This is a genomic window from Bacillus cereus group sp. N6 (genome assembly GCF_016483705.1).
GTDB lineage: Bacteria > Bacillota > Bacilli > Bacillales > Bacillaceae_G > Bacillus_A > Bacillus_A wiedmannii.
Genome location: NZ_JAEHBI010000382.1, coordinates 1 through 213 on the forward strand (window position 1 = coordinate 1; position 213 = coordinate 213).

The following is a 213-nucleotide window of genomic DNA, read 5'->3' on the forward strand; positions in this document are numbered from 1 at the left end:
AACGTGGAAATCTTTATTTCAAATTCATCACTGGCAAAATATCAAACAAGAGCGTTTAGAATGCCATGTGTATGGAAGCTCATTGCGATTTTTTTATGTTCCTCTACGATGTTTAAAATGCGTCAACTTCTGTTGTAAAATAAAAAAAGAGAGCTAAGTGAATTTAAAGCAATTGGGATGATTCAAGATCATCTATCTCTGTTATACCAAGCG

At 33.3% G+C, this 213-nt stretch carries 1 pseudogene; it reads left to right on the plus strand.

The annotated features are described in order from the left end of the window. Nucleotides 1–213, plus strand: a pseudogene (locus JDS99_RS31665) (IS4 family transposase); the annotation flags it as partial.